Source organism: Faecalibacterium sp. DFI.5.82 (assembly GCF_029076575.1).
Lineage (GTDB): Bacteria > Bacillota > Clostridia > Oscillospirales > Ruminococcaceae > Faecalibacterium > Faecalibacterium duncaniae.
The window spans coordinates 1-325 of record NZ_JARFIS010000298.1; the positions used below are offsets into that span (position 1 = coordinate 1).

Sequence of the window (325 nt, forward strand, 5' to 3'; positions counted from 1 at the left end):
CGGTGAAGTGCATTCTGCCCGGAGTGATGGTACAATAGAACACAATGACCCCCGCCGCCGGACGTTTTTCCGGCAGATAGATGATCGATGGAAGAAAGAAGGCTTTTTATTATGAGCATGAACACGGTTCCTGAGCGCCTGGCTGCCTTGCGGGCTGCCATGAAGGCCAACGGCGTGGACGTTTATCTGATCCCGGTGGGTGACCCGCATTCCAGCGAGTACCTGCCCGACCATTACACCTCCCTGACCTATTTCTCCGGCGTCCACGGCGAAAACTCCAACTTCGTCGTCACCCCCACCGAGAGCGCTGTCTGGGCAGACGGCC

At 57.8% G+C, this 325-nt stretch carries 1 protein-coding gene; it reads left to right on the plus strand.

Annotation, left to right across the window (positions count from 1 at the left end):
- Positions 1-111: 111 nt before the first annotated feature.
- On the plus strand, positions 112-325 hold a 214-nt coding region (locus tag P0G09_RS16695; protein WP_275253224.1), incomplete at its 3' end, for an aminopeptidase P family N-terminal domain-containing protein.